At 54.3% G+C, this 19,672-nt stretch carries 20 protein-coding genes and 1 other RNA gene; 20 read left to right on the forward strand and 1 reads right to left on the reverse strand.

Features of this window, described 5'->3' with window-relative positions:
- The first annotated feature begins 9 nt into the window (after positions 1–9).
- From PEH01S_RS08180 to rnpB, 15 genes are all read left to right on the forward strand, one after another.
- Complete coding sequence (locus tag PEH01S_RS08180; protein WP_025853483.1) at positions 10–2,292, forward strand: HD family phosphohydrolase; 2,283 nt, start codon at positions 10–12, stop codon at positions 2,290–2,292.
- Complete coding sequence (ybeY, locus tag PEH01S_RS08185) at positions 2,289–2,846, forward strand: rRNA maturation RNase YbeY (RefSeq protein WP_127484803.1); 558 nt, start codon at positions 2,289–2,291, stop codon at positions 2,844–2,846. The genes PEH01S_RS08180 and ybeY overlap by 4 nt, the downstream gene beginning before the upstream one ends.
- Entirely contained in the window at positions 2,843–3,541 is a 699-nt protein-coding gene (locus PEH01S_RS08190; RefSeq protein WP_127484805.1) for a diacylglycerol kinase family protein, read from the forward strand. Before ybeY ends, PEH01S_RS08190 begins: the two co-directional genes overlap by 4 nt.
- Before the next feature lie 21 nt (positions 3,542–3,562).
- Entirely contained in the window at positions 3,563–3,979 is a 417-nt protein-coding gene (locus tag PEH01S_RS08195; RefSeq protein ID WP_025853479.1) for a cytidine deaminase, read from the forward strand.
- Positions 3,979–4,893 (forward strand): GTPase Era, encoded by a 915-nt coding sequence (gene era, locus PEH01S_RS08200; RefSeq protein ID WP_025853478.1) that lies wholly within the window; start codon positions 3,979–3,981, stop codon positions 4,891–4,893. Before PEH01S_RS08195 ends, era begins: the two co-directional genes overlap by 1 nt.
- A 159-nt stretch (positions 4,894–5,052) precedes the next feature.
- Positions 5,053–5,196 (forward strand): YqzL family protein, encoded by a 144-nt coding sequence (locus PEH01S_RS08205; RefSeq protein ID WP_084159757.1) that lies wholly within the window; start codon positions 5,053–5,055, stop codon positions 5,194–5,196.
- Positions 5,197–5,247: 51 nt separating this feature from the next.
- Complete coding sequence (gene recO / locus PEH01S_RS08210) at positions 5,248–5,994, forward strand: DNA repair protein RecO (protein ID WP_036677193.1); 747 nt, start codon at positions 5,248–5,250, stop codon at positions 5,992–5,994.
- A 386-nt stretch (positions 5,995–6,380) separates the two neighbouring features.
- A complete protein-coding gene (locus PEH01S_RS08215) occupies positions 6,381–7,193 on the forward strand; it encodes a pyruvate, water dikinase regulatory protein (RefSeq protein WP_025853476.1) in 813 nt (270 codons plus the stop codon).
- Between the two features lie 100 nt (positions 7,194–7,293).
- Positions 7,294–7,755, forward strand: coding sequence for a YaiI/YqxD family protein (locus PEH01S_RS08220; RefSeq protein ID WP_127484808.1), 462 nt, complete (start codon positions 7,294–7,296; stop codon positions 7,753–7,755).
- 40 nt (positions 7,756–7,795) lie between these two features.
- Positions 7,796–9,631: a DNA primase gene (gene dnaG / locus PEH01S_RS08225; RefSeq protein WP_025853473.1), complete on the forward strand. Its 1,836-nt coding sequence runs from the start codon at positions 7,796–7,798 to the stop codon at positions 9,629–9,631.
- Between the two features lie 51 nt (positions 9,632–9,682).
- Positions 9,683–10,801, forward strand: a complete 1,119-nt coding sequence (gene rpoD, locus PEH01S_RS08230) for an RNA polymerase sigma factor RpoD (protein WP_025853472.1) — start codon at positions 9,683–9,685, stop codon at positions 10,799–10,801.
- A gap of 137 nt (positions 10,802–10,938) precedes the next feature.
- Positions 10,939–11,775 (forward strand): hypothetical protein, encoded by an 837-nt coding sequence (locus tag PEH01S_RS08235; protein WP_025853471.1) that lies wholly within the window; start codon positions 10,939–10,941, stop codon positions 11,773–11,775.
- 1 nt (position 11,776) lies between these two features.
- Positions 11,777–12,541 carry a tRNA (adenine(22)-N(1))-methyltransferase gene (locus PEH01S_RS08240; RefSeq protein WP_127484810.1) on the forward strand — a complete coding sequence of 255 codons (765 nt, stop codon included), beginning with the start codon at positions 11,777–11,779 and terminating at the stop codon, positions 12,539–12,541.
- On the forward strand, positions 12,517–13,632 hold the full coding sequence (locus PEH01S_RS08245; RefSeq protein WP_127484812.1) for a Nif3-like dinuclear metal center hexameric protein: 1,116 nt from the start codon (positions 12,517–12,519) through the stop codon (positions 13,630–13,632). Before PEH01S_RS08240 ends, PEH01S_RS08245 begins: the two co-directional genes overlap by 25 nt.
- Positions 13,633–13,702: 70 nt before the next feature.
- Positions 13,703–14,122: RNase P RNA component class A (gene rnpB, locus PEH01S_RS08250), an RNA gene on the forward strand.
- A gap of 71 nt (positions 14,123–14,193) precedes the next feature.
- Here the strand turns inward: rnpB and PEH01S_RS08255 are convergent.
- On the reverse strand, positions 14,194–16,056 hold the full coding sequence (locus PEH01S_RS08255; RefSeq protein WP_127484814.1) for a S8 family peptidase: 1,863 nt from the start codon (positions 16,054–16,056) through the stop codon (positions 14,194–14,196).
- Positions 16,057–16,277: 221 nt separating this feature from the next.
- On the opposite strand from PEH01S_RS08255, the gene PEH01S_RS08260 reads away from it, so the two are divergent.
- From PEH01S_RS08260 to PEH01S_RS08280, 5 genes are all read left to right on the forward strand, one after another.
- Positions 16,278–16,778, forward strand: a complete 501-nt coding sequence (locus PEH01S_RS08260) for a YpuI family protein (RefSeq protein ID WP_010491849.1) — start codon at positions 16,278–16,280, stop codon at positions 16,776–16,778.
- 87 nt (positions 16,779–16,865) lie between these two features.
- A complete protein-coding gene (locus tag PEH01S_RS08265; protein ID WP_025853466.1) occupies positions 16,866–18,008 on the forward strand; it encodes a glycoside hydrolase family 15 protein in 1,143 nt (380 codons plus the stop codon).
- Between the two features lie 48 nt (positions 18,009–18,056).
- Positions 18,057–18,266 (forward strand): DUF1540 domain-containing protein, encoded by a 210-nt coding sequence (locus tag PEH01S_RS08270; RefSeq protein ID WP_025853465.1) that lies wholly within the window; start codon positions 18,057–18,059, stop codon positions 18,264–18,266.
- 59 nt (positions 18,267–18,325) lie between these two features.
- Positions 18,326–18,742: a hypothetical protein gene (locus tag PEH01S_RS08275; RefSeq protein ID WP_025853464.1), complete on the forward strand. Its 417-nt coding sequence runs from the start codon at positions 18,326–18,328 to the stop codon at positions 18,740–18,742.
- Between the two features lie 120 nt (positions 18,743–18,862).
- Positions 18,863–19,588 (forward strand): lytic transglycosylase domain-containing protein, encoded by a 726-nt coding sequence (locus tag PEH01S_RS08280; RefSeq protein ID WP_025853463.1) that lies wholly within the window; start codon positions 18,863–18,865, stop codon positions 19,586–19,588.
- The last annotated feature ends 84 nt before the right edge of the window (positions 19,589–19,672 follow it).

Below are 19,672 nucleotides of genomic sequence, written 5' to 3' on the forward strand. Positions count from 1 at the left end.
CCTTTCGTCATGAACAACCGCGTTTCCATTCAAGGCAAATTTCAATACCGGCTTGCCGGCTGGAGATACAGCGCCATCGTGCGCTTTCTTCTGTTTTTAGCGCTTGCCGTCGTGTTTTATGTTGCTCTGCTGCACCGGATTGTGCCGCAAACGTATGATATTCAATTGGGCAGCGTTACGGAAAAGGATATTCTGGCCCCCAAGGCGATTGCGAACGAAGTAGCGACGGAAAAAGCGAAGGAAGAAGCGGCCGCAAGGGTGCAGCCCGTATATAAGATCGCCCCGCTGCGCAACGAAGCGGCGGTCGAGGCGATTTTTGAAAAGCTGCAGCAAATTAACAGCGATGCGGAGGTTTCCGTCGCCGACAAAGTCAATATTTACAAAACGGTCATTCCGACGATCATTCAGGACCATTTGGACCGTCAGACCAAGAGCTTGACGGATGGCGGTCAATACAACGACCTGCTGCTGGCGGAAATGCGCAAAAGCATCCGCGAGCAGCAGTACCGGATTCCGGAGGAGTCGTTTTACAAAATTCCGCGGCTCACCAAAGAAGATTTGACCGCGATGGAGCCCGTGGCTAAAGAAATCGTCATCAAGCTGATGAGCGACCAGATTACGGATGCGCAGACGGCCAGAGTCAAGGTGCCGGAATTGGTGAATTCTTCGACGCTGACCAAGAACAATGCGCGCGAGCTCGTTCAGGAGCTCGTGCGGGCGGCGCTTTCGCCGAATAAATTTTACGATCAAAAAGGAACCGAGGAAGCGAAGGGGCACGCGCGCGATAACGTCAAGCCGGTAATGATCAACAAAAACGAAGTGCTCGTTCCCAAGGGCGAAAAAGTAACGGAAGAGCTGTACCAACGTTTGGCTTCGCTCGATTTGCTCAGGGACGAAGCCAGCTACTGGCCGAATCTCGGACTTTTTTTATTTATCGTCTTGTGCTGCCTGTTTTTGTATATGTATGTCAGACAAAGCTCGCTTCCGATCAATAGCAACAACGCCCAGCTGTTCATGTACGTGCTGATTGTCGTCTTGACGATTGCCGGGATGAAGCTGTTCTCGCTGCTGCAAAATTTGGATTATCCGTATATCAGCTATTTGGCCCCGACGGCGATGGGAGCCATGATGGTGACGATCTTGCTCAATTCGCATCTTGCTTTCGTGACCGCCGTCGTTTTGAGCGTCATTTCCAGCGTTGTTTTTAATTCGGACCATCTTGCGTTCGATTACAAATACGGCCTGCTGACGCTGACCAGCTCGTTTGCGGCGATCTTCTCGATCCAGCGGGCAAGCCAGCGTTCCTCCATTTTGAAAGCGGGGATGATGGTATCGCTCTTCGCTCTGGCGCTCGTATCCGCGCTGCTGCTGCTCGAGGATCACGAAACCAGGCAGAACGCGCTGTTTGCCGCGTCATTCGCCTTAGGGAGCGGACTGCTAACCGCCGTGTTCGTTATGGGCCTGCTGCCGTTTTTCGAAGTTGCCTTCGGCATTCTGTCGCCGCTTAAGCTGGTCGAGTTGTCCAATCCGAACCACCCGCTTCTGCGCAAGCTGCTGACCGAGACGCCCGGCACCTACCATCACAGCGTTATGGTCGGCAATTTGTCGGAAGCCGCGGCCGGCGCGATCGGCGCCGACGGGCTGCTCTGTCGGGTCGGAGCTTATTATCACGATATCGGGAAGACGAAGCGGCCGAGTTATTTTATCGAGAATCAGTCGCATACGGAAAATCCGCACGACAAAATCGAACCGGCGCTGAGCAAATCGATCATTGTAGCCCATGCGCGCGACGGTGTCGAAATGCTGAAGGATTATAACATTCCGAAGCCGATCCGCGATATTGCGGAGCAGCATCATGGCACAACCTTGCTGCAATATTTTTATCACAAAGCGAAAAAGCTCGCCGAAGAGCGTCAGGAAAAGCCGCCGGAGGAGGCGGAGTACCGCTATCCCGGTCCGAAAGCCCAGACGAAGGAAGCGGCGATTGTCGGCATCGCCGATTGCGTCGAGGCGGCCGTCCGCTCCCTGCGCAATCCGACCGTGGAACAGATCGATTCGATGGTGCGCAAAATTATTAAAAACCGGCTGGACGACGGCCAATTTAACGAATGCGATCTGACCATCAAGGAATTGGATCAGATCGTCAAGATTTTAAACGAAACGCTGCTTGGCATTTTCCACTCGCGGATCGAATATCCCGCGGATATGCCGGAGCAGAAGACGGCGGAGAAGCAGGAAAAGCCGATGCAAGAAGCGAAGGTGTCGGAATTGAAGAAAGAGGTGAAGCCATGAGCCTGAAGCTTTCATGGAACAGCGAACAAACCGCTTACGAAATTACGCCGGCTCTCATCGAGAAGCTGGAAATGCTGCTTCGCCTCGCCGGGAAGCAGGAAGAGGTGTCGGATGGCGAAGTGGCGTTGACATTTGTCGACGACGAGGCCATCCAGGAGCTTAACAAGCAGTACCGGGGACTGGATAAGCCGACGGACGTGCTGTCATTCGCCATGCGGGAAATGGGCGAAGACGAGATCGAGATCATCTATGGCGACGATGGCTTCGAGGAAGTGGAGTACGCCGGCGAGAAGGATGAAGAAGAGTCCGGAACGGCGGAGGACGATGACGAGGAAGACGGCTACGAAGAGCCTCTCGGCGATATCATCATCTCGGTGCCGCGGGCGATCGCCCAGGCGGACGAATACGGCCATTCGGTCGAGCGGGAGCTCGGGTTTCTGTTCGTTCACGGCTTTCTGCATTTGATCGGTTACGATCATCAGGACGAGGAAGAAGAGAAGGTTATGTTCGGCAAGCAGGAGCAAATTTTGCAGCAGGCGGGATTGACGCGGTGAAGCAGCCGGTCAAATGGCAGCGAAGCTTTCGGTATGCTTACGAAGGCGTCAAATACGCACTTGCGACCCAGCGGAACATGAAATTTCATTTTTTCGCCGCTTTGGTCATCCTGGCGCTTGCCTTGTTCTTCGGCCTGCCGAAGACGGATATTTTATTTATTTTACTCGCCGTCACGCTCATGATTGTGACGGAATTGATCAACACCGCCGTGGAAAAAACGGTCGATCTGGCGATGCCGGACCTGCATCCGTTGGCGAAAATCGCCAAGGACGTGGCCGCCGCTTCCGTATTGGTGACGGCAGCCTTTGCCGCCGTAACGGGAATGATCGTGTTTTACGATCCGATCGAACGGCTGATTCAAACTGGCCGGGCGGGAGGGCATCCCATCACCGCGGGGACGGTATGGATTTTGCTTAGCTTGGTCATCCTGACAGTGATTGTGGTGCAGACCCGCTTTTCTTCCAAAGGAAACGGGGTGAAGCCGAGCCTGCTGACGGCTGTCGCTTTTGCGGTCGCCGCCCTGATCGCTTGCCGGGTTCAAGATACGCTTGTCGCTTTGCTCGGCTTTTTGTTGGCTGTAGTCCTGCTGCTGGCGCTTCATGACAAACGCAAGCGGCCTTTCGGCTCGCTGCTGCTCGGTGCGGTGCTTGGCGGCTTCATTACGGTACTCGCCTATTATTTATATCCCATGTAGGTTGCGAAAGGGGCGCTTCTCTTGGAAAAAACGGAATTGATCGCATTGGCCAGAACGGCGAGAGAGCAAGCATACACACCTTACTCCCATTTCAAAGTGGGCAGCGCTTTGCTGGACTCCAAAGGGCGGGTTCATCTGGGCTGCAACGTGGAAAACGCCGCCTACGGACCGACGAACTGCGCCGAACGCACGGCGTTATTCCGCGCGATTGCTGACGGCGAACAGGCCAAGTCGTTCCGGGCTATGGCGATTATCGGGGATACGGTTCAGCCGATTTCGCCTTGCGGCGTATGCCGGCAGGTGCTGGTGGAGCTGTGTCCGCCGGATATGCCGGTATATCTGGCTAATCTGAAAGGGGACATCAGCGAGACGACCGTAGCCGAGCTGCTTCCCGGCGCATTCACATCTTTAGATTTGGACGGAGGAACGATTGATTAATGTCTTCGAACAGCAAGGCTGACTCTAAATTCAAATCCGGCTTTGTGGCGATTATCGGACGGCCGAACGTCGGCAAATCGACGCTGATGAACCAGGTGATCGGCCAAAAGATTGCCATCATGTCCGATAAGCCCCAGACGACCCGGAACAAAATTCACGGCGTCTATACGACCGACCAAGCGCAGATCGTCTTTTTGGATACGCCCGGCATCCACAAGCCGCAATCGAAGCTCGGCGACTATATGATCAAAGCGGCGGAAAGCGCACTGAGCGAAGTTGACGCGATCCTGTTTTTGATCGATGTGGTCGAAGGCTTGGGCGGCGGGGACCGGTACATTATCGAGACGCTGAAAAAGGTAAAAACACCGGTCATTCTGGTGATGAACAAAATCGACCAGATTCATCCGGAAGCGCTCCTGTCGGTCATCACGACCTACAAGGATTTGTACCCGTTTGCCGAAATTGTGCCGATCTCAGCGATGCACGGCAATAACGTCAATACGCTTTTGGAGCAGGTCATCAAATTTTTGCCGGAAGGACCGCAGTATTACCCTGCGGATCAAGTGACGGACCATCCGGAGCAGTTCGTGTGCGCGGAGCTGATCCGGGAGAAAATCCTGCATCTGACCCGGGAGGAAATTCCTCACTCGATCGCGGTTTCCATTGAAGACATGCGCGTGGAGGCCAACGGCGTCGTTCATATTTCGGCTGTCATTTACGTCGAGCGCGACTCGCAGAAGGGCATCATCATCGGCAAAAAGGGCGCGCTGCTGAAAGAAGTGGGGCAAAAAGCGCGGGCCGATATCGAAGCGCTTCTCGGTTCGAAGACGTTCTTGGAGCTGTGGGTCAAAGTGAAGAAAGACTGGCGCAATCAGGACCGGGTCCTGCGGGATCTCGGCTTCCGGCACGAGTAAACCGGCGTTCCGGCCTGTTTCAATCAGGCTCCGCCGCGTTTAATTCATCATAACTAAGTAAAATACATGGCAGTTTTTGCAGAGCATACTTCGCATCGGATCGATCCATCCTAATCCTAGAAACAGGATGTAGTCATGTCATCAAGGGGAGGATGTACCATGAGAGATTTTTCGTGGAAGTACTTTTCAATGACCGGAGATGTGGATGCTTACCTGCTATACAAAGAAGTAAATACCCGGGACGGCGACGAGGCGGAGCCGGAAGAAGAGGACGCTTTGGACGCTGCCGACTGGGTACAGTAGTTTCGCCCAATATCAGGTTACCGGCGCGGTAACGCAGGGAGAGGCTGTAAGGTGCAGTACAGAGTTCAAGGTATCGTCATCCGAAGCATGGATTATGGGGAAGGCAACAAAATTATTACGCTGTTTACCCGGGAGCACGGAAAGCTGAGCGTCGTGGCCCGGGGAGCCAAAAAAGTGAAAAGCCGTTACGGTTCTTCCGCCCAGCTGTTTACGTGCGGCGACTACTTGTTTTTCAAATCCGGGCAGCTCGGCACGCTGAATCATGCGGAAATTATCGAGCCTTTTCATAAAATAAGGGAAGATCTGCATAAGGCTGCCCATGCTTCCTATCTGTCGGAGCTGACCGACCGGATGTTGGGGGATCAAGAGGGGCAGCCTTTTTTATACGATCAGCTGAAAGCCAGCTTGCAGGCAATCCAGGAAGACAAGGATTTGCAGATTATCGACCATCTGTATGAAATGAAAATGTTTGTTCTGGCCGGTTATACGCCCGAGCTGGAGCAATGCGTCGTTTGCCGGGAGAATGCGGAGCCGTTTGCCATCAGCGTCGGCATGGGCGGAATGCTGTGCGAGCGCTGCAAGCTGCGGGATCCGCAGGCCATCCCGCTGACGCCCGGGGTATACAAGCTGCTGCGGCTGTTCATTCAAATGGATGTGCGCCGGCTCGGTCAAATTGACGTAAAGCCGCAGACGAAACAGCTGCTCAAGACGATTTTGCGGGCCTACTTCGATACGCATGTCGGTCTGAAGCTGAAATCGCGAGACTTTTTGGATCAAATGGACAAATACGGAGTTTAGCTAAATAATTGACATGTTTTTACCTGTTTGCTATTATAATATGATACATCCATTTGAAAACCTCTTGTTAACGAAGTCTAGCCACGACTTTGTCAGCGGGGTTTTTTGCTGTCCGGGAAGAGAAACGCTTTTTCCGGGGCTGCGTGTTTCAACCAAGGTCTTGAAACATTTTTTGCCACTGCAACGTAGTAATGTATAGACAGGCCGATCTTTCATAACGATCGGCCTTTGTTGCAGCCTGACAAGAGGGACTTTCGGCCAAAATGACACGTACGGTCGCAAATTTACGCGAAGCTGCGAAATTTGTGCGCAGATTGCACTGAAACCCAGGGAGCGGCAAGCACAGCTCATCTCTGTAAAAAAGCCAGGACGAAAGGCGGGTTCGCATGGAACGGGCGGTTAAGCCGGTAGTGTTTGTAGCGTCGGATTCGGCGGGGGAAACGGGAGAAGCGGTCGTTCGGGCGGCGGCCGTGCAGTTTCATCCCCGGCAGGTGGATATTCGCCGGGTACCTTTTCTGCTCGATACGTCGGACATCGATCGGATGATCCGGACGGTGATTGAGCGCAGCGGCGCGATCGTTTTTACGCTCGTCATTCCCGAGCTGCGGGATTATTTGATTGAACAGGCGGAGCGCTACAGGATTCCTTACATCGATCTGCTCGGTCCGATCATACGGACGCTGGAGCAGACGCTGGATCAGGAAGCAAGGCATCAGCCGGGCATGATCCACAAGCTGGACGAAGATTATTTCAAGAAAGTGGAGGCTGTCGAGTTTGCCGTCAAGTATGACGACGGCCGTGATTTTAACGGGATTTTGCAAGCGGATATCGTGCTTGTCGGGGTATCCCGCACGTCGAAGACCCCGCTGTCGATGTACCTTGCACACAAGAAATTCAAGGTGGCGAACGTGCCGCTTGTCCCGGAAATTCAACCTCCCGAGCAGTTGTTTACGGTGTCCGGAAAGAAGATCGTCGGTCTGCGGATCGATCCGGGCAAGCTTAATGTCATTCGCACCGAACGGCTTAAAACGTTGGGCCTGCCGGGGAATGCCACCTACGCGAACACCGAGCGGATTCACGCGGAATTGGAGTACGCGGATAAAATTATGAAAAAAATCGGCTGCACGGTGATCGACGTTTCGAACAAGGCGGTCGAAGAAACGGCCAGCATCATCATCGATATGTACCGTTCGCGGTAGCGGTCTATTTTGAAGAAAGGAAGCAGGATTTTTTATCCTTTCATCGTATATAATATTACGGTAATGCTTCAGTCTTGAAATTTACAGTCGGCGGGGACCTATGACGTATAAAATTGTAGTCGATGCCGACGCATGCCCGGTTAAGACGGAAATTGCGCAAACGGCCTTGCGTTTCGGAATCCCGGTGCTGATGGTCGCTTCGTTCGATCATCGGCTGCAGCCGATGGACGGCGTCGATATCGTTCAAGTGGACCGGTCGGATCAGTCGGTAGACCTGTATATCGTCAATTGCATTGCACCTGGAGATGTGCTGGTCACGCAGGATTTCGGGCTGGCCGCTTTGGCGCTTGGCAAAAAAGCGCTGGCGCTGTCGAATCGCGGCCAGACGTACAATGAACGAACGATTGATTTTTTACTGGAACGAAGGCACGAGCAGGCGAAGCAGCGCCGCGGAGGCAAGCATATGAAAGGTCCTAAAGCGTTCACCGACGAGGACCGCCAAGCCTTTCTACAAACTTTGACAAAAGTTTTGTCGGGCTTGCAGGAGAATCGGGCAAAGTAGCGAATACCTATACGTGTTAATTTGAATGAAGGTGGATAGGATGAGTAACGGACGCATTCCCGAGCAAGTCATCGACGCGGTCTTGAAAGCCCACGATATTGTCGAAGTCGTCGGAAGACACGTTCATTTGACGAAGCAGGGGCATTACCTCAAAGGTCTTTGTCCTTTTCATTCAGAAAAGACACCTTCCTTTACCGTCACGCCCGAAAAGCAGATTTATCACTGCTTCGGCTGCGGGGCGGGAGGGAACGCCATCCGGTTCGTTTCGGAAGTCGAAGGTCTGTCGTTCGGCCAAGCGCTTCGGAAATTAGCCGATGAAGCGAAGCTCGACATCGGACTCGGGCCGCAGCAAGGCCAAGCCGAAACGAAGGAGCACGCGGACCGGGCAAAACTGATCGAAGCTCATGAGCTTGCCGGCAAGTTGTACGAATATCTCCTCCACAACACCGAGCAGGGCAAAGAAGCGAAGCAGTATTTGCACGCCCGGGGAATGACCGACAAGCTGATCGAAACGTTCGGCATCGGCTATGCGCCGTCGCGGTGGGATACGCTGACGAATCTGCTGGATAAGAAGCAGTTTCCGCTGCCTTTGGTGGAGCAAGGAGGGCTGATCTCGGCGAAGCAGGACGGAAGCGGGTATGTCGATAAATTTCGTGATCGCGTCATGTTTCCGATTCGCGATTGGAAAGGGAATATCATCGCCTTCGGAGGAAGAGCGATGGGCGACGTGCAGCCCAAATATTTGAACAGTCCGGAATCGATGCTTTTCCATAAGAGCCGCACGCTGTACAATTTGCATGCTGCCAGACCCCAAATCCGCAAAAGCCAGGAACTCGTTTTGTTCGAGGGCTATATGGATGTCATTCGCGCCTGGGAGGCTGGAGTGCATAACGGCGTAGCGACCATGGGCACGGCGCTGACACCGGAGCACGCGGAAGCGATTCGGCGTCTTGCGGAACGGGTTGTCGTCGCTTACGACGGGGACAATGCCGGACAATCCGCGGCCTACAAAAGCATCCCGTTGCTGGAAAATGCAGGATGTCATGTAAAAATTGCCATGCTGCCGGGCGGCTTGGACCCGGACGAATATATTTCCGCTCACGGTTCTGAACGATTCGTACGGGAGGTTATCGAAACCGCCGTACCGTCGATCAAATATAAACTTTTTTATTATCGTAAAAATTATAAGCTGCAGGAGGATGGAGAAAAGCTTCGCTACATTCAACAAGCGCTCCGCTTGATCGCAGGACTGACTTCACCCATTGAGAGAGAGCATTATGTGAGAGAGCTTTGTTCCGAATTTCACCTAACGTTCGAATCCGCGATGCAAAATCTGAACGAGATCAGGCTCCAAGCCGAAAAAAAGGACCGTTCCGGGGATAATAAAGACAATTCGTGGAATAATGTTATGAATGACGGAAGGCTTCGCGCGCAACCCCCTTCGATGGTCCCTGCCTATCAGAATGCAGAGCGTCAACTGCTTGCCGTCATGATGCTGGACCGGGACATATCCGGTTATGTCGAGCGTCAGCTGGGAGACGGTTTCAATATGGAAGCTCACGCGGCGCTCGCCGCTTACTTGTACGCCTACTACGCACAAGGATTCGAGCCCAACGCCAGCACGTTCATCGGCATGCTGCAGGATGACAAGCTTGAGAGCTTGGCTAGCTCCTTAACCTTAATAGACAATCGCAGCGGTATTAACGATGCCGTGATCGACGATTACATCCGGCAAATCAAGAAGTTCCCGCTCTTGCAGACATTGGAACGAAAAAGAGAAGAAATCAAGCAAGCAGAACGTTTGGGTGATATTCCCAAAGCCCTGCAATTAGGCAGTGAGATTATATCCTTGGAAAAGCAGTTGAAATCATCCTGATTCGTCTTCATACGGTACCGGGGTGTATTCCAGGGAGGAGGGAGTTGGATTATGGCGAACGATCAACGTACGGAACTAGAGACAGAGTTGACGCTCGAACAAGTAAAAGAACAGTTGATCGAACAAGGCAAGAAGCGTTCGGCAATTACGTACAAAGAAATTATGGAGAAGCTCGCACCGTTCGATCAGGACCCGGAGCAAATCGATGAATTTTTTGAGCAAATTCAAGAGATGGGAATCGATGTCGGCAACGAATCGGACGATGACAATGATCTGACTCCGATGGAGCATGAGCATGACGAATTCCATTTTGACGACGATTTATCCTTGCCGCCCGGCATTAAGATCAATGATCCGGTACGGATGTATTTGAAGGAGATCGGCCGGGTTCCGCTGCTTTCCGCAGAGGACGAGATCGATTTGGCGAAGCGGATCGAGCAGGGCGATGAAGAAGCGAAACGGCGTTTGGCGGAAGCGAACCTGCGTTTGGTCGTCAGTATCGCCAAGCGGTATGTCGGCCGGGGTATGCTGTTCCTCGACTTGATCCAGGAAGGCAATATGGGCTTGATCAAGGCGGTTGAGAAATTCGACCATATCAAAGGATTCAAATTCAGTACGTATGCTACATGGTGGATTCGTCAAGCCATTACGCGCGCGATTGCCGACCAAGCGCGTACGATCCGGATTCCGGTACATATGGTCGAGACGATCAACAAGCTGATCCGGGTCTCCCGTCAACTGCTGCAGGAGCTGGGGCGCGAACCTACGCCGGAGGAAATTGCGAAGGAAATGGATCTCAGTACGGACAAAGTGCGTGAGATTATGAAAATTGCGCAAGAACCCGTATCGCTTGAAACGCCGATCGGCGAGGAAGACGATTCGCACCTCGGAGATTTTATCGAAGACCAAGAGGCGCTGGCTCCGGCGGATGCCGCCGCTTACGAGCTGCTCAAGGAGCAGCTGGAGGATGTCCTCGATACGTTGACGGAACGCGAGGAAAACGTGCTTCGGCTGCGCTTCGGACTCGATGACGGCCGGACGCGTACGCTGGAGGAAGTCGGTAAAGTATTCGGGGTTACCCGGGAACGGATTCGCCAGATCGAAGCCAAGGCGCTGCGCAAGCTTCGCCACCCGAGCCGCAGCAAACGGTTGAAAGACTTTCTTGAATAATTCGCTTGGCATAACGACCTTTCCGCCGTCTGCGGGAAGGTCTAATTTTTTGCGGGCTCCAAGCCGATGAATGAATTATACCAGATATCGTATGTATGTATTAAGCGACGACGGGCTTCGGAGGAATATACAGGGCTATGGATGATAAAAAGAAAACGATTATCCGCGAAATCGAGCATTGGCGGCGTAGCAAGCTGCTGCCCGAGCAGTACTGCGACTTTCTGCTGAATATTTACTTGGAAGACAATCAGGAAAAACCGGGAAGCTCCGGTGGATTGTTCGGCATTACCGCGTCCAAAATAAGCGACAGCAATTGGAAAATATGGGTTCTGGGTTTGGTTGTCGCATGTGCTTTTTCTTTTACTGTTCTTCATTTTAACGCTTTTCAATTACCAATGCAAATAGGGGTCTCGCTTTTGTTTCTCGCTTGCTGTTACGGCTATGGGGGGTACAAGCGGGAAAAGGACCCGATGGGCTCGCAAATTTTGATCGGCATGGCTTCGTTGTTTTTGCTCTTTATCGGGGTTTATCTTATGAAGCTCCACGGGATGCAATCGTCCGTATTCGTCGTTACCTACGTGTTTCTGTGCAGTTTGGTCTGGATTGCGACGGGTCTGCTCGCAAGGCATGTGCCGTATCATCTCGGCGGCTGGGTGAGCCTGGTGTTTTGTTACGGCTGGCTGCTGCATTATCAGCTTGATTCGATCAGTTGGGTTACGCTGGAGCTGAGCTGGGTGCCGCTCAGCATTCTTTTCTGCTGGATGGGGTGGATGGTTCACGAGAAGAGCCGCCATATGGGACTCGTCTTCTTTTTGCTCAGCTTGATCGTTTGGTATATGCCTGAATTATATGGTATGCTGTATGCCGAGCAGTATGGCGAAATGACGCTGCAATGGATGCTGTTGGTTAAGATTGTGACTGAGGCTTCCTTGCTGTTTGTATGGAGAAAAAAATGGACAGAATGGGTTGTCTGAGATGATTCGATTATCAGAACGATTGAGCAGGATTGCACAGGAGGTTCCCGCGGGCAGCCGCCTGGCGGACATCGGCTCGGACCATGCGCTGCTTCCCGCTTATTTGGCGAAGCAAGGCACGATCGTACGGGGAATTGCGGGGGAAGTGAACCCCGGTCCGTATGACGCCGCCGTCAAACAGGTGCGCGCATCGGGACTGGAGCACGTCATCGATGTCCGGCTGGGCGACGGTCTGGCTGTCATCGCGCCGGGCGAGGCGGACGTCATTACGATTGCGGGGATGGGCGGAGTGCTGATCGCTTCAATTCTGGAAGCGGGAAAGGCGAAGCTGGAAGGCGTGCGCCGCTTGGTGCTTCAGCCGAATGTCGGCGAAGCGGCGGTTCGGGAATGGCTGCTGGGAAACGGCTGGTTGCTGACCGGGGAACAGATTTTGGAGGAAGACGGAAAAATCTATGAAATTTTGACCGCCGTTCCGGCTTCGGAGTCCGGGGCCGATCCGGATTCGCCGTATGAACCGATGACCCTGGCGAACGGAAGGATCGCGGATCGTGCGGTTCTGCTGAGCATGGGGCCGTATTTGCTGCGGGAAGCTTCCGCCGTTTGGACGAAGAAATGGACCTATGAATTGGATAAGCTCCGTAAAATATGCGATAGTCTGGCCGGGTCGGAAACGGAAGCGTCCCGCAGCAGGGAAGCGGAATTTCGCGCCGAGATGAAACGAATCGAGGAGGTATTAGCCGCATGTACGCCAAAGGCCAAGCCGTAATTCAATTGATGGAAGAGCTCGCGCCCAAATCGTACGCCGTGGAGAACGATAAAATCGGGCTGCAAATCGGCACGCTTCAAAAGGAAATCCGCAAGGTGCTGATCGCGCTTGACGTGACGGAAGAAGTGGTTGACGAGGCGATTCGCGAGCAGGCCGATTTGATTATCGCGCATCACGCGATCATTTACCGTCCGCTGCCGCATATTCAGACGGATACGCCGGCAGGGCGGCTTTACGAACGGCTGATCAAGCACGATATTGCCGTCTATATCGCCCATACGAATCTCGATGTGGCCGACGGGGGAATCAACGACATGATGGCGGAAGCGCTTGGGCTAACCGATACGCAGCCGCTTGACGAAGTCCATACCGATAAGCTGAAAAAGCTCGTCGTCTTCGTGCCGACGACGCACGCCGACGCGGTACGCCAGGCGATGTTCGAAGCCGGAGCAGGGGGCATCGGCCGATACAGCCACTGCAGCTTCAATATCGAAGGCGTCGGAACGTTCAAGCCGGAAGAAGGCACGAACCCGTTTATCGGCCAGCCCGGGGAGGTGGAGACGGCGCAGGAAATCCGCGTCGAAACGATCGTCCCCCAGAGTGTGGAACGCCGGGTCGTGCAGGCAATGCTAAAGGCGCATCCGTATGAGGAAGTCGCTTACGATCTGTATTCGCTCGATTTGAAGACGCGCACGTTCGGGCTCGGCCGCGCCGGAAAGCTGCCGCAGCCGGTAACGCTGCAGGAGCTGTGCGAGAAGGTCAAGCAGGCGTTCGACGTGCCGATGCTGCGCGTCGTCGGCGATCTCGCGCGGACCGTGCGCAAAGCGGCCGTGCTCGGGGGATCAGGCAGCCGCTATGTGAAGCATGCGCAATTCGCCGGAGCTGACGTGCTGATCACCGGCGACATCGATTATCATACGGCACATGACGCCTTGGCCGCCGGGATCGCGCTGATCGATCCGGGACACAATGTCGAGAAAATAATGAAGCGCGGTGTCGCCGACCTCTTGCGGCGGAAGCTGGAGGAGCGAAAGTGGGCTACGGCGGTAACCGCTTCGGAAATCGATACGGAACCGTTCCGGTTCGTGTAATTTGCCGGAATCCGGCAGTTGAGTTTTGCTCCGATTCCTTGTATACTAGCAAATGCATCTATTGCAAAAGAAAGTTTGACAGACAATCGCTGGTGGCGTTCGCCACGAGAGGAAAGTCCGGGCTCCATAGGGCAGGATGCTGGATAACGTCCAGTCAGCGCGAGCTGAAGGCTAGTGCCACAGAAATGGACCGCCGATGGCCGTGCATGCGATCTTTGATCGCAGCCGGTACAGGTAAGGGTGGAACCGTGGTGTAAGAGACCACGAGGAGCTATGGTGACATAGTTCCTGGTAAACCCCATTTGGAGCAAGACCTAGAGGAACGCACGTCCCGCAAGGGACAGTCTTTGCCCGAGACGCGTTCGGGTTGGTCGCTTGAGCCGTTCAGCAATGGACGGCCTAGATAGATGATTGTCGCTTCAATGGTGGCAGGGTGGCACCCGCTACGACCACCGGAAGCACAGAACCCGGCTTACGGCAAACTTTCTTTCAGCCGCTTACGCAATAGATCTTACATGCAAAAAACCGCCTCAGGGGGCGGTTTTTTGCTTTATTCAGCGTTTATTCCCTTCTGAACAAGCGCCGCATCCATTCCGGCCATGCAGGCTGCCGATCGCCGTTCTCAGGAGTATCTGCCGCTTTATCGGCAATCTTCGGTTCGGCCGCTCTTAGCGCAGCGGCGACATCGATAAGGCCATGGCCGAAATAAGGGTCTTTCCCCGCGGGTCCCAAGTCCATCGCCGTTCCCCGAATGATCCGGTACACTTCCGTATTTTTCAGCTTCGGATTGACCGAACGGATCAGTGCCGCCAGCGCGGTTACGTGCGGACTGGCCATGGAAGTCCCAGACAATGCCGCATACTGGTTGTTCGGATATGTGCTGGCGATGTTCACACCCGGGGCGGTTACGCCGATATAGTCGCCGTAGTTGGAGAAGGCCGCCTTCTGTTTCCTTGCATCCACCGCGGCCACGCCTAGCACTTCGGGATAGGCAGCGGGATAACCGGGTCGGTTGGTGTTATCGTTGCCGCTTGCGGCAATCAGAACGACGTCGCGGTCATAGGCGTATTTGATCGCGTCGTGAAGGAACTGGGCGTCGGCATAATTGCCGAGGCTCATGTTGATGACTTTGGCGCCGTGATCCGTTGCCCAAATGATGCCCTGCGCGACGGCATAGGTGCTGCCTGCGCCGCTGGAATCAAGCACTTTAACCGGCATGATGCGGTTATACCAGCTCATGCCGGCGACGCCCAGATTGTTATTCACGAGGGCGCCGATGACTCCGGCCACGTGTGTGCCGTGTCCGACATCGTCGGCCGGCCGAGCCCCGGGCTGGATCGCATTGAAGCCGCTTATCAGATGATCTCTCAGATCCGAGTGGTTCAGATCAACCCCGGTATCGACCACCGCGACAACGACGTCCGTCGACCCTTTGGAGACGTTCCAGCCGGCCTCCGTTTCGATCTGCGGCAAATTCCATTGGTAGCGCCGGTAAAGCGAGTCGTTCGGCGTAATCACCGCTGCCGAATTCGGGGGCTGAACGGGCGCAATGTCGTTGGTCAAATAAAGAAAATGCGGCTCGGCGTAATCGATGTTCCATTTCCCGAAATACCCCACGAGCTGCTTCGCTTCCATGCTCGGCGATTCGAACACGTAAGTATAGCCGAGCTTGTGGACATGGCCTCCGCCGATTTCTTGCCGGATACGTGTAAGGTCGCCCTCGGAAGGCGTCTGCTTGAATTTCACGACGACCTGATTCGTGTGATAATGGCTCGTTCCTTGGTTGTCTTCGGGATGACGAACCTGCACGTTCTGAAGCGATTGCGAATCGACCGATTCGATCTTGTAGCGGCCTTCGGCCGGGTACGGCTCGATTCGTAAATTTTTCTTCTGGTGATCGGCCACCTGTGCGAGAATTTGCTGTCGCACGGCGCCGACGATGCCGGACGCGCCGTTCTCTCCCGGAACGCCGAGAACGAAATAGGTGCTGCCGTCGGCTTGAAACGGCGGAGATTGATACGTCTTACCGGCGTCAACCTGCCGCTTCGCTTCCTCCATGTAAGGCCGCGAAGCTTTGGCTGCGGCCTCGTTCAGCGTACCGGCCGCGATGCCTTGGTCCAAGGTTTGCTCCCGCTTGGTGCGCACCAGGCGTTCCATATGCGGATGAGCCGCTTGGGTCGCTTGCAGCGCTTCCCGCGCTTTGTCGTCCGTCTGCGTATCGTGAACGATCCGGTGCAATTCAAGGCTGCACTGATTGCGGCAAAGCTCGTCCGTGCGAGCCACATCCTGATTCAGCATCGTTTGCTTCATATTCAGCTCGGCGGCAGGCGTAACCGTCTCGGGTGCGGGCGCCTGATCGCCGCGGGGGAAGAGAAGCGCTACCCCGGCAATAACAAGAGCAATCGATAAAGCATATTTCCACATGGGACGTTGCCTCCTGATCGGAACAGTGTGTACGCCAATTAGAATCCCCTTCGGGGGCCGTTTAAAAAGCAGCAAAGTTATCCAAAAAGGAGCAGTCCGAAACAAAGGCCCTATGGATGTTTTTCATATTACTTTTACTTGCGTTTTGTGGTACGATGGTATCGAGAGGTCGTTTTGCCCATACCCGTTCTGTTTTTTAAGTTGAGGAGGTCTTTTAAGCGATGGCAGTATTTCATGTAAAAACTCTTTGTGAAACGACAAGGACCAAGCTGAGCGAGGCAATCGCCAAAATGGAACAATTCCTGAACGGACATTCTTTGCAGCAGCTGAATACCGATAATGACGAAGCTATGGAAGAATTTTATAAAGGTTATTTGACCGATACGAGACATTTGCTTGTGTTTTCCGAGGTGGCGTACGAGAAGCTCGGCGTGGCGCTGCGCCGTCCGAACTTCAACGTGGATTATGCCGAAAAAGTGCTTTACGACGTTTATCACAGCTGCGTGAACAGCTTTTTTTATCCGAAAAATGAATGCTATTCCGAAGACGGCCGTTATGCTTATACCGGTCAGGATGCCATCCGCTTCCGTAAAAAGCCTGTACGCGACGTGCGCGATTTGACGATCGAGCTGTCCAAAATTTTTGAAACGCTGCGCGAAGACTTGGCTTATTACGAAACCGATTATATTACGCAAAAACGGATGCAGGGCGAGAAAGTATAATTCGTCCGATCCGAGACATATTGTGAAGAGATGCTTGGATTGGGCATCTCTTTTTTGTTTAATCCTTTAAAGGAAGGGGGTTCTCTGATGCGGCTGAGAAGGAATGAGGAGGAGCTGGTGCAAGCGTCCATACGGCTGATCCGGTTAAACCAGCATCCGGAAGGGGGGTACGTGGCCTGTCCGCTTTTTGCGCACTATGCCTACGGCTGGTTAAGGGACGGAAGCTTTGTCGCATACGCCATGGATACGGCGGGAGAGCACGACAGTGCGGCTTTATTTTACGGCTGGGCCAGCCGGATTATTGCTTCCAAGCAAGGTCATATCCGCTATTTGACGGAAAAGCAAGCCCGAGGGGAGCATGTGGCGCTTCACGAATTTTTACATACCCGGTATCATCTGGACGGCCGGGACGATACGAGCTCGGAATGGGGGCATTTTCAGCTCGATGGCTACGGGGCGTGGCTGTGGGGGGTGACGGAGCACCTTCGCGCGGTCGGATCGGACCGGATCCCGGAGACTTACCGGAATAGTGTGGATGCTGCGGTCGATTATTTGCGCGCGTTTTGGCGGTATCCGAACTTCGATTGCTGGGAGGAGTACGGCGAGCACGTGCATCCTTCGACGCTGGCCTGCATTTACGGCGGGCTGGAAGGGGTTGCCCGGCTGGACGACAATGCGGAGCTGCATCAGGTTTGCTCGGAAATAAAAGATTTCCTGCTCCAGCATGGCGTCCATTCGGAAGACGGCCATTTTGTCAAAAACATAACGCCTGTCCCCCGTGAGCATTCCCCCGCTTACGTAACGGGCTATGCCGGAGTGGACGCAAGCTTGCTGTGGCTGGCGGAACCGTTCCGCATGTTCGATCCGCAGCATCCGGTTATGCGGAAAACGATCGAAGCGATCGGCCGGGAGCTCCGCTCGGAGAGCGGGGGCGTCCGCCGTTACGTGAGCGATACCTACTATGGCGGGGGAGAGTGGCTGCTGCTGGCGGCTTGGTACGGACTGGTTCGACTGAGGATGGGAGACCGGGAGGAAGCCGTGTGCTCGCTTGAGTGGATCGCGTCGCAAGCGGATGAATTGGGCCGCTTTCCGGAGCAGGTGAGGCGACCGCATGGCGGCGAGGAAGCCTACGACGATTGGGTCCGCCGCTGGGGGCCTCCGGCAACGCCGCTGCTGTGGTCGCATGCGATGTTCATGGTGTTATATTACAAGCTGCGGGCCAAGCTCTAGAGTATATCCCCTTTTCGAGGCGGGCAAGCTGAGAAAGGGGTGATTACGATGCCAGATGTCAAATGCAGTGTTTCCAACTGCGAATATTGGGCGCAGGGAAACAATTGCAACGCAAGCACGATTATGATCGAGATCGACAAACATGCGGACATGAAGTATGATGCGGAGTTCGGGGCTGAGTTCGAGGATCATCAAGATCGTGCGGCGAGCTCGCAGAACACCTGTTGTCACACCTTCGCGCCGAAAAAATCGAAATAACACCCGATTTTTTCGGAAGTATCAAGCGTTCATTTCTCTCAGGAAGGGAAGGGGACCGAATGAAACGGAAGCTCGGAAGACATCCCGGTTCGGTTCGGGACGACAGGTCGCTGCGAAAGTTCAAGCAAGAGCAGCTGCGCAGGGAATCCGGCCGGAAAACGCACGAGGAATTCGCTGCGGAGCTTACGTATCCCGGCGGTTCGCGGCAGGAGAAATCCCGCGTCATGCAGCCTGTGGCCGTCACGGAAAACGGTGCGCAGGAACAGGCGGAAACGTCTTACCGCTGGCTCGGATACACAGCGCTCGTACTGTCGATTCTGGCGTGGTTTCTTTATCCGGCGCTGCTCGGCTCGACGTCTGCCCTCCTAGGGCTGTTTGCTTATATGCTGGGCGAGCGTTCGCTGGGCACATGGTCGATCGTTATCGGTTTGATTGCGCTGGCCGGTTATTTCATTTTGGTTCCTCTATACGCTTGAGGCGGAGACGGCAGGCCGACAACCGGTCTGCCGTTTTTCTTTTTATTTTATAGTGGCTGAGCTGCCCAAAAAAGTGTACAATGGGAAAAGAATCCCGGTACAAGGAGACTTCCGCAACCGATGAACTTGTCGACAAAAGCTATCGATCCCTATACGATTAAAGAACTGCTGCAGCTTCAAGTGATGAATCAATTAAGCTTGCTGACCTCCGGCAGAAGTTCTGTTTCCGGGCAAAGCGATCATACGGACTTTGCCTCCATATTGAACGGGTTGTTGGCCGGCATGGACTCGGCTTCGCCCCAGAGCGCGGCCGGCATGTCCGCAGGAGCCGGACTCGTCCCGGGACAAGCCTTGGGGCCCGCTATGCTAAGCGGCTTGTCCGCCGCTTCCGCCGGCGCGCTCACGAGGAAGCTCGCCTCGGCTGCGAAGCCCTCGGCCTACGAGCCGCTGATTCAGGAAGCCAGCCGCCGGTTCGGCGTCGAGCCAAGCATAGTGAAAGCGGTCATCCATGCAGAGTCGTCGTTTAATGCCAACGCCGTTTCCGGTGCGGGAGCCAAGGGCTTGATGCAATTGATGGACGCAACCGGTCAGGGGCTGGGAGTGGACAATCCGTTCGACCCGGCGCAAAACATCGAAGGCGGAACCCGTTATTTATCCAACCTGCTCTCCAAATACGGCGGCAGCTTGGGCACGGCGCTCGCCGCTTACAATGCAGGGCCCACCAGGCTGGATCGGCTCGGCATTCGAAACGATCAGGAGCTGGCTGAAAAGCTGCACCTGCTGCCTGCCGAAACACAGCAGTACGTTCGCAAAGTATTGGCGTTGAAAGAGCACTACGAGGCATGAAATGATCGAGACCAATCGTAGGCACTCCGTTTCCGGGGCCGACCATTGGTCTTGTTTTCTTCCTGGACCAAGGATGAGACCACG

It is taken from the genome of Paenibacillus ehimensis NBRC 15659, assembly GCF_004000785.1.
GTDB classification, from domain to species: Bacteria; Bacillota; Bacilli; order Paenibacillales; family NBRC-103111; genus Paenibacillus_G; species Paenibacillus_G ehimensis.

Bases quoted from the DNA above. Each gene is read 5' to 3' on its own strand.
- PEH01S_RS08180 (WP_025853483.1), top strand. From the start codon at position 10: ATGAACAACCGCGTTTCCATTCAAGGCAAATTTCAATACCGGCTTGCC.
- ybeY (WP_127484803.1), top strand. From the start codon at position 2,289: ATGAGCCTGAAGCTTTCATGGAACAGCGAACAAACCGCTTACGAAATT.
- era (WP_025853478.1), top strand. From the start codon at position 3,979: ATGTCTTCGAACAGCAAGGCTGACTCTAAATTCAAATCCGGCTTTGTG.
- PEH01S_RS08205 (WP_084159757.1), top strand. From the start codon at position 5,053: ATGAGAGATTTTTCGTGGAAGTACTTTTCAATGACCGGAGATGTGGAT.
- PEH01S_RS08215 (WP_025853476.1), top strand. From the start codon at position 6,381: ATGGAACGGGCGGTTAAGCCGGTAGTGTTTGTAGCGTCGGATTCGGCG.
- PEH01S_RS08220 (WP_127484808.1), top strand. From the start codon at position 7,294: ATGACGTATAAAATTGTAGTCGATGCCGACGCATGCCCGGTTAAGACG.
- dnaG (WP_025853473.1), top strand. From the start codon at position 7,796: ATGAGTAACGGACGCATTCCCGAGCAAGTCATCGACGCGGTCTTGAAA.
- rpoD (WP_025853472.1), top strand. From the start codon at position 9,683: ATGGCGAACGATCAACGTACGGAACTAGAGACAGAGTTGACGCTCGAA.
- PEH01S_RS08235 (WP_025853471.1), top strand. From the start codon at position 10,939: ATGGATGATAAAAAGAAAACGATTATCCGCGAAATCGAGCATTGGCGG.
- PEH01S_RS08240 (WP_127484810.1), top strand. From the start codon at position 11,777: ATGATTCGATTATCAGAACGATTGAGCAGGATTGCACAGGAGGTTCCC.
- PEH01S_RS08245 (WP_127484812.1), top strand. From the start codon at position 12,517: ATGTACGCCAAAGGCCAAGCCGTAATTCAATTGATGGAAGAGCTCGCG.
- PEH01S_RS08255 (WP_127484814.1), bottom strand. From the start codon at position 16,056: ATGTGGAAATATGCTTTATCGATTGCTCTTGTTATTGCCGGGGTAGCG.
- PEH01S_RS08260 (WP_010491849.1), top strand. From the start codon at position 16,278: ATGGCAGTATTTCATGTAAAAACTCTTTGTGAAACGACAAGGACCAAG.
- PEH01S_RS08265 (WP_025853466.1), top strand. From the start codon at position 16,866: ATGCGGCTGAGAAGGAATGAGGAGGAGCTGGTGCAAGCGTCCATACGG.
- PEH01S_RS08270 (WP_025853465.1), top strand. From the start codon at position 18,057: ATGCCAGATGTCAAATGCAGTGTTTCCAACTGCGAATATTGGGCGCAG.
- PEH01S_RS08275 (WP_025853464.1), top strand. From the start codon at position 18,326: ATGAAACGGAAGCTCGGAAGACATCCCGGTTCGGTTCGGGACGACAGG.
- PEH01S_RS08280 (WP_025853463.1), top strand. From the start codon at position 18,863: ATGAACTTGTCGACAAAAGCTATCGATCCCTATACGATTAAAGAACTG.